The following is a 7,918-nucleotide window of genomic DNA, read 5'->3' on the forward strand; positions in this document are numbered from 1 at the left end:
AAAAACAAAAAATCGGGGCAGCGCCGTTCCGCTGCATGAATAGGGTGCCCTCTTAAATTCAATCTATTATTGTCTTGACTGCGGGGTCCACTTTAAATGTCGCTGAACTGGAAGTTGAAGGAATATCTGGTCGAAAGCTGTTTGTCGGACTTATCAGGGAATTTAGGCGAATTCACGAGCTTACAACGCAAGTAGCGCGTGAAAAAGGACTGGATTTTACTCAGCAAGAACTGATACATATTTCATATTATTGTCTTTATTATGGCACAGGTCCGAATTCTTCACGTATCTTAAAACAATCGCTAGCAAAATTTGATAAAGCTTTTATCAAGGATTTGGTAGATAAACTCGATAAAAAAGAAAGAAAAGTGTGGATTAAAAATGGAGAGAATTTTCCATATGTTCCTTTTGAAGGCCATCAGTCTCGCTTGGGACATTATTATCGTCACCTCTATCAAGCTGTTAGGTATGTGGATCAGCAAACAATGCTTACATGCGATCAAAAATATGAATTTGTAAAGACTATAAGAGCTCAGCTATCAAATCATGAGCAGGCTCTTCTTCTGCTGAATAGCCTCTCGCCAATGGGCTGTAGTTGGTGGAAAGATGGCTATATGCTCGAATACAGGATGGTAAAGAATATTCCAAAAGAATTTTTTGAACCTGAAAAAGAAATAGATATATCTAAATTTTTTGAATCAAATTACTTCGAATGGGAAGAGGTTAACGTGCAACATAACTAAATTATGTGCTGGCACATTATCAAAATTTAGGATTAATTTTTTGGAGGCACATACCCCGCCGCCTGTTCCGCACCTTCCCCAAAAAAATGCGCTTCCAGTTGCTCAGCCAAATATTTGCGCGCCTTGATATCTGAAAGATTTAAGCGATTCTCGTTGACCAGCATGGTTTGGTGTTCGATCCATTGATGCCAGGCCTCTTTGGAGACATTATCAAAAATACGTTTGCCCAGTTCCCCGGGGTAGGTTTGAAAATCTAAGCCTTCAGCTTCTCGGCCGAGTTTGATGCATTTGACTATTCGTGCCATTTGATAGGTTACTCATGAAAAGATGATTTATGAAAAGCCGCTATTATGAAAGCTTTGCGGCATTCAGTAAATCATTGTTGGTATTATTCCTGATACTTTTCTCAATAGAACTGCTCAAGTCGATTAACTCATACTTTTTGTGTCTGGATGCTACTTCATACAGCTGCAGGGAGAAGGATGTTTTTGAGTCTATTTAATCTTTAGCACGGTTTTTACAGCGCTTTTTAGAATTTAGCAAATAATTTTCTAAAGTATCATTCTTTAGAGGCGCCAATTTGTAACTAAATCTGTGGTTTTCCGTGCTAATAGAATCGGAATGAATTATCAGTTAAGTTACATATGATTTTGATAGTTCATTTGGTCATCAGTGTTTCATTCTTATGAATAAACGTGCTTTGCTCTATTCTGATCGGTGATGATGAAATTTTTGTCTTCTTTACTGAACTATCATAATCTACTGTCGGGGATTAGCCTGATAGGGTTTTTGTGCTTAGTCGCTACGTTCTTTATCTATGTTGATGCAACGAAGAATATAGGTCAAGCTAATATATCGCGTCACCAAGCGATTTTACTTGCCGATGAATTGCGCCAATCCTCAGATGATCTGACGCGTATGGTGCGTACCTACGTAGCAACGGGTGATTTGCGATATAAAAGGATCTTCGAGGAAATTTTGGCGATTCGAAATGGCATAAGTGCTCGTCCGAGCGAATACCATAACATCTACTGGGATTTAGTGTTGACGGACGATGTAAGGCCAAGGCCAACGGGGGAAGTGTTACCGCTGCTTGAAAAGATGCGGCAGACTGGATTTTCTGTGGTAGAACTGGAAAAGCTTGCTGAAGCTAAGATTCAATCCGATGCGCTTGTACGCATCGAAGAACGGGCGATGAAGCTGATCGAATCTGGCGCGGACAACTATGAAACCAACCGGCAATCCGCTATTGCCATACTCCACGACGAAACCTATCACCGTACCAAAGCTGCGATCATGTTGCCAATCGCAGACTTTATCACGATTACCGATAAGCGAACCCGGTTAGATGTCGAAACCGCTGAGCATCATGCACAAGTGATGCGAGCGATCTTCCTTTTCTTCAGTGCGATGCAGGTTGCATTGCTGTTCACTCTGTATTGTAGTCGGCGTAGATTGCTCGGCGCGTCGGTTGATGGAGTATATGCAGTTATCAAGAGAATCGGAGGTGGTGATCTGGTGACACCGATATCTGTTGCAAAGGGCGCAGAGGATACCGTGATAGGTCGGATCGAAGAAGCTCGAAAAAAATTGCTGGTTATCGAGTGTAATCGTCGGAGCATCATGGAAAAGTTGCATGCCAGTGAGAAAAGTTTGCGAGCTAGCGAGATGCGGTTTCGCAGCTATTTCGAGTTACCACTGGTGGGAATTGCCATTACTTCACTGGAAAAAAAATGGTTGGAAGTCAACCCCTGTTTGTGTGAGCTATTAGGATATTCCAAGGATGAATTGACTAAGCTTACTTGGGCGGAGATTACCTATCCAGATGATCGCGTATTCAATATTGCCGAATTCGAGAATGCTTTGGTCAGTAAAGCCGAAGGTTATTCGTTGGATAAAAGATTTATCCGCAAGGATGGGTTGATTATTTATGCATCGATTTTAGTTTGTTGTGTTCGTAATCAGGACGGTTCGCTGAACTACTTCTTGGTATTGGTTCAAGATATTACTGCCCGTAAGAAAGTCGAAGACGAGTTGCGCGAATACCAGCAACAGCTCGAACAAATGGTTTATGCGCGCACCCATGATTTAAACCTTGCAAAGGGAGCCGCGGAAGCCGCTAATCAAGCCAAAACTACTTTCCTCGCCAATATGAGCCACGAGTTGCGTACGCCCATGAACGGTATTCTTGGCATGATCAGCTTGGCGCGCATGCGCATGACCGATCCTAAAGGCTTGGATCAGATCGACAAGGCTAAGAGCGCGGCCGAACGCCTATTGGTCTTACTCAATGATATTCTCGATCTCTCTAAGATCGAGGCTGAGCGCCTGATCCTGGAAGTACTGCCGTTTAAACTGAGCACAATGTTGGAAAATCTCGAAGCGCTTTTCCGCCACAGGGCTGTGGAAAAAGGCCTAATTCTTACCCTTAACCTTCCTACTGAACTGGCTTGTTGTACGTTGTTGGGAGATCGGATACGTTTGGAGCAGGTTTTGACTAACTTGGTTGACAACGCCATTAAATTCAGTGATCGTGGCGAAGTCTCCGTCCGTGTGCAACAAGTGTCAGAAGATCAAGGCTGCTTGTTGTTGCGCTTCGAGGTGCAAGACCAAGGTATTGGTATCAGCCCGGAGGCTCAGAAACGTCTTTTTGCTGCCTTTGAACAAGCCGATAACTCGATGACCCGCAAGTACGGTGGCACGGGACTGGGACTAGCTATCAGTAAGCATTTGGTCGTTATGATGGGAGGGGAGATCGGTGTCGAGAGTCTTTCTGGTGTAGGTAGCACTTTCTGGTTTGTCGTTCGTCTGACTGCAATCAAGGAAAACGTTATGGTCCGGACAGTGCAAGCTGTGGCTGATGGAAGCGCCGCGGAATGCTTGCGCCGGAAATTTGCCGGCATCCGTATCATTATTGCCGAAGATGAACCAATCAATCGGGAGATCCTTGTGATTCTGCTGGAAGAAGCTGGCTTGGTCATCGATGTGGCGGAAGACGGCGAACAAGCGCTCGCCTTAGCACGGCAGAATCATTACGCCTTGATTTTGATGGACATACAGATGCCGAGGCTCAACGGCATCGATGCTACTAAGGCGATCCGGGATGATTCACTCAACCGCAAAACACCTATCCTGGCCATAACCGCCAATGTCTTCGATACTGATCGGCGACTTTGCCTGGAGGCCGGAATGAACGACCATATTCCCAAACCAATCAGTCGTGATGTGTTGTATGCGACGTTACTGAAGTGGCTCAAATCGCTTCGATAAATCGCGCATACTTTAAAGGAGAGCTGACGATCTCATGTTAATTCCTAAGGCATTACAGCATTCTGCCTTCGTAGCGCATGATGAAATTGCCTCATCCAATTTAGAACGGTGAAAGTTTCGGCGAGTTCAGTGCACCAGTACTACTGATCGAGGTGATCATAGATGCTTGATCAATACTTTCGAGCGACGCTGATAATTGTATAAATTCTGTTTGGTCTTGGGCAATTCAGCCGGCGTGGCTTCGGTAAAGCCGTGTTCAATGAACCAATGCTTGGCATGCGTTGTGAGCACGAACAGTTTACGGATATTCTGGGAAATAGTTTTGCTTTCGATATGTTTGAGCAAACGGTTGCCGTGCCCCAGGTCACGATAATCCGGGTGAATTGCCAAGCAGGCGAGTTCACAGGCGTGTTCTTCAGGAAACGGGTACAGTGCGGCGCAACCCAAGATGACGCCATCATGTTCGAAAACCGTAAAGCGATCAATTTCAATTTCTAGTAGTTCACGATTACGTCTCACCAGAATACCTTCAGTTTCCAGCGGTTCAATCAGCTGCAGAATGCCGCCGACATCTTCTATTCTGGCTTTTCGCAATGCTTGCAGTGTTTCCTGCGAGATCATCCAGCCGATGCCATCGTGCGTAAAAAGCTCTTGCAGGATGGCGCCATCGCTGTGGCGGCTGATCAAATGCGTTCGTGTGACGTGCGTTTCGCAGGCCCTGATTGCACAGCGTAACGATGAGCGGATTTCATCGGAGAGTAAAGCGCTGGTTGCCGGTGCTTTGTTTTCGAGTAAAGATTTGCTTTCTGCGACAGTGAGCTCACGCGAGAGTGTTTCAGGATTGTCGGCGGAAGTTGCTGAGGTATTCAGGGTATCCAAAAGAAAAATCAACTTTTCGGCACTGAGCGCAATCGCGACTTCGGTAACCACATTCTCCATCGTGAGATTAAATATCTCGCCCGTCGGTGAATAGCCCAGCGGTGAAATCAACACGACATCGTTTTGTTCCAAACGGAAATGAATAGCTTGTGCATTTATTTTGCGTACTTTTCCGGTATGCATCAAATCGATACCCTGAATGACACCGTACGGACAAGCCGTGACAAAATTCCCGCTGCTTACGTGGATAGATGCGTTGGCCATTGGTGAATTGGGTAACCCCATCGAGAGCAATGCGGCAATTTCATGATGCACGCGCCCCACTGATTCTTTGACACATTGCAGCGCGGCGGAGTCGGTAACGCGCATGCCCATGACCGACTGCGTTTCCAATTGCGATTCATCCAAGCGTAATTGGATTTGCGGGCGTGCGCCGTGGACAAGTACCAGTCTGACGCCGAGGCTGGCAAGTAAATTGATGTCGTGAATAAAGCTGACAAATTTTGCATCGGTGACCATTTCGCCACTAAAACCAATGACGAAGGTTTTTCCCCTGAATGCGTTGACGTAAGGCGCAACGGAGCGGAACCAGGAAACAAAATCAGTAGTGGTGTTATTCATTGTCTGCTTTTTCACTCAGTAGTCACCCCATAGGGTTTGCAATGCGGAAATGGCGGCTAAAGCCGCACTTTCTGTGCGCAATATGCGTTTTCCCAAACGTACCGGAATGAAACCGGTATGTAGAATAGCCACTTCTTCATCCTGCGTAAATCCGCCCTCAGGTCCAATCACCAGCGCTAGGTGAGCGCTGACGGGTGGTTTCGGTATGTTTCTTAAACTTTCTGCCGCTGTCGTGGAAAGCATTAAATTTAAATCGTGCGATGATTGCGTGGTTTTCTTTTGACTTAGCCATTCCGGTAGCGAAATCAAAGATAATATCTGCGGTAAATGATTCCTGCCGCATTGTTCGCACGCTGAAATAATGATTTTCTGCCAGTGCTGCAGGCGCTTGGAAGAACGCTCATCGGAAAGATGTACGATGCTACGGATGGTCGAAACCGGTTGTATGCATGTCACACCCAATTCAACTGCTTTCTGTATGATCCAATCCATTTTTTCATTAACACATATGGCTTGCGCAAGCGTTATATCAAGAGGTGATTCACAGTCAATGTCATGATAGGCTTCAATCAAAACTGTGGTGTTTGATTTGCTGAGATTTTCGATGTGTGCAGAATATTCACCGCCGTGGCCACTAAATAACGTGATTGCATCCCCTTTTTTTAGCCGCAATACCCGTGCGGCATGATGTTTATTCTCGGCGGAAAGCTCCGTGAGTTGTCCAATGGCAATTTCCGCCGGGTGATAGAAACGAGCATGCATGATTGGGTTGGATTCGGGTAAGTAACAATGTCAATAATGGACTCATGCTAATATAGCACGATAAGTATTCAGCATTGTCTGAGCGTTACGCTGAAAAGAAATTTTCTGAAATATCATCGAAAGCAGGAGAAAGTATATGGCAAGTCTGGAAACACCAGTGTGTAATTTTGGCTGGAAAGCGATTGATTTTGATTTGTTGGGCGTTGATGGTAAGCGGTATAACCTGGCTTCTGCGAAAGGGGAGAACGGTTTGCTGGTGATGTTTATCTGTAATCATTGCCCGTATGTGAAAGCCGTACAGGATCGCATTATTCGGGATGTGAACGAATTGAAGCCGCATGGTATGAATGCGATTGCAATTATGTCGAATGATCCAGCCGATTATCCGGAAGATTCGTTTGAAAATATGGCACTAATTGCCAAAAAATTAAATTACCCATTTCCTTACGTTTGGGATGAAACCCAGGAAATTGCTAAGCGATATGGTGCGGTGTGTACATCCGATTTTTTTGGATTCAATAGTCAACTGGAACTGCAATATCGCGGACGTCTGGATGCATCCCGGAAAGAAGCGGCTCCCGCCGATGTGCGCCGCGATCTGTTTGAAGCCATGCTGCAGGTCGCCAAAACGGGTCGTGGCCCAGAAAATCAAATCCCCAGTATCGGCTGCTCGATCAAATGGCGTACGGAGTAAATGTGCTAGAAAAAGTTATCGCAGTAGTCAGAGAGGTTGCGCAGCAAGTTATCATGCCGCGCTATTTACAAGTGGATCGGCAGATCAAGTCGGACGGCAGTTTCTTTACCGAGGCGGATGTTGCGGCACAAAATGCTTTGCTCTACGAGTTACAGAAGATTTATCCGGCCGCTACCATGGGCGAGGAAATGTCAAAACAGGAACAGGAAGAACAGTGGATTCAGGGTAAAGCCGGACTGTGGAGCGTCGATCCGATTGATGGCACCTCTAATTTCCTCAATGGATTACCTTATTTTGCAATTTCGGTGGCATTGATGGAACAAGGTAGAGGTGTTCTGGGGGTGATTTATAACCCAGTGGCGGATGAAATGTTTTATGCGACCAAGGGAGGTGGTGCTTTTCTAAATGGAACAGCGTTGCCTATTAAGAAATATGTGCCGACGTTATCGAGCGCCATGGCAAATGTCGATTTGAAGCGGCTGGATAGAAAGTTTGCGGCAAAAATTGCTGCCTATCCGCCGTTTGCGTCACAGCGAAATTATGGGGCTTGTGCCCTCGAATGGTGTTATACCGCCGCCGGTTATTTCGATTTGTATCTGCATGGTGGGCAGAAGCCCTGGGATTATGCGGCAGGCTCGCTGATTCTTGAAGAGGCAGGCGGAAAAATGTGCGGTTTTGATCAAGATGATTATTGGGCAGGCTCACCCTGGCAACGATCAGTGATTGCGGCATTGGATCCTGAGCTATTTACCCAGTGGCGCGATTGGGTGCGCGCGAATCGGAAGGAATAGGTAATTTAATTGAAAATCATCATTCTGGGTGCGGGTCAGGTGGGTTCATCGGTTGCGGAAAGCTTAGTCAGTGAAGCGAATGACATCACGATGGTCGATATTGATTCGAAGCGATTGGCATTATTACAGGAGCGCTTGGATTTGCGGACAGTTGTTGG

8 protein-coding genes are annotated in these 7,918 nt (G+C 45.8%); 5 read left to right on the forward strand and 3 right to left on the reverse strand.

Annotation, left to right across the window (positions count from 1 at the left end; genetic code table 11):
- Positions 1–74 precede the first annotated feature (74 nt).
- Entirely contained in the window at positions 75–743 is a 669-nt protein-coding gene (locus ACH10T_RS00265; RefSeq protein WP_394807343.1) for a putative phage abortive infection protein, read from the forward strand.
- A gap of 32 nt (positions 744–775) precedes the next feature.
- Here ACH10T_RS00265 and ACH10T_RS00270 read toward each other — a convergent pair whose 3' ends face one another.
- Positions 776–1,048, reverse strand: coding sequence for an oxidative damage protection protein (locus ACH10T_RS00270; protein ID WP_394807344.1), 273 nt, complete (start codon positions 1,046–1,048; stop codon positions 776–778).
- Between the two features lie 415 nt (positions 1,049–1,463).
- Here ACH10T_RS00270 and ACH10T_RS00275 point away from each other — a divergent pair, with 415 nt between their 5' ends.
- Positions 1,464–4,013: an ATP-binding protein gene (locus ACH10T_RS00275; RefSeq protein ID WP_394807345.1), complete on the forward strand. Its 2,550-nt coding sequence runs from the start codon at positions 1,464–1,466 to the stop codon at positions 4,011–4,013.
- 156 nt (positions 4,014–4,169) lie between these two features.
- On the opposite strand, the gene argA is transcribed toward ACH10T_RS00275, so the two are convergent.
- Entirely contained in the window at positions 4,170–5,513 is a 1,344-nt protein-coding gene (argA, locus tag ACH10T_RS00280; RefSeq protein ID WP_394807346.1) for an amino-acid N-acetyltransferase, read from the reverse strand.
- A 15-nt stretch (positions 5,514–5,528) separates the two neighbouring features.
- A complete protein-coding gene (locus tag ACH10T_RS00285) occupies positions 5,529–6,275 on the reverse strand; it encodes a 16S rRNA (uracil(1498)-N(3))-methyltransferase (RefSeq protein WP_394807347.1) in 747 nt (248 codons plus the stop codon).
- Positions 6,276–6,411: 136 nt separating this feature from the next.
- On the opposite strand from ACH10T_RS00285, the gene ACH10T_RS00290 reads away from it, so the two are divergent.
- From ACH10T_RS00290 to ACH10T_RS00300, 3 genes are all read left to right on the forward strand, one after another.
- A complete protein-coding gene (locus ACH10T_RS00290) occupies positions 6,412–6,969 on the forward strand; it encodes a thioredoxin family protein (protein ID WP_394807348.1) in 558 nt (185 codons plus the stop codon).
- A 2-nt stretch (positions 6,970–6,971) separates the two neighbouring features.
- A complete protein-coding gene (locus ACH10T_RS00295; RefSeq protein ID WP_394807349.1) occupies positions 6,972–7,760 on the forward strand; it encodes an inositol monophosphatase family protein in 789 nt (262 codons plus the stop codon).
- A 9-nt stretch (positions 7,761–7,769) separates the two neighbouring features.
- Positions 7,770–7,918 (forward strand): NAD-binding protein (locus ACH10T_RS00300; protein ID WP_394807350.1); only part of this gene is annotated, 149 nt, incomplete at its 3' end.

The sequence above is a fragment of the Nitrosomonas sp. genome (genome assembly GCF_043753625.1).
Classification (GTDB): domain Bacteria; phylum Pseudomonadota; class Gammaproteobacteria; order Burkholderiales; family Nitrosomonadaceae; genus Nitrosomonas.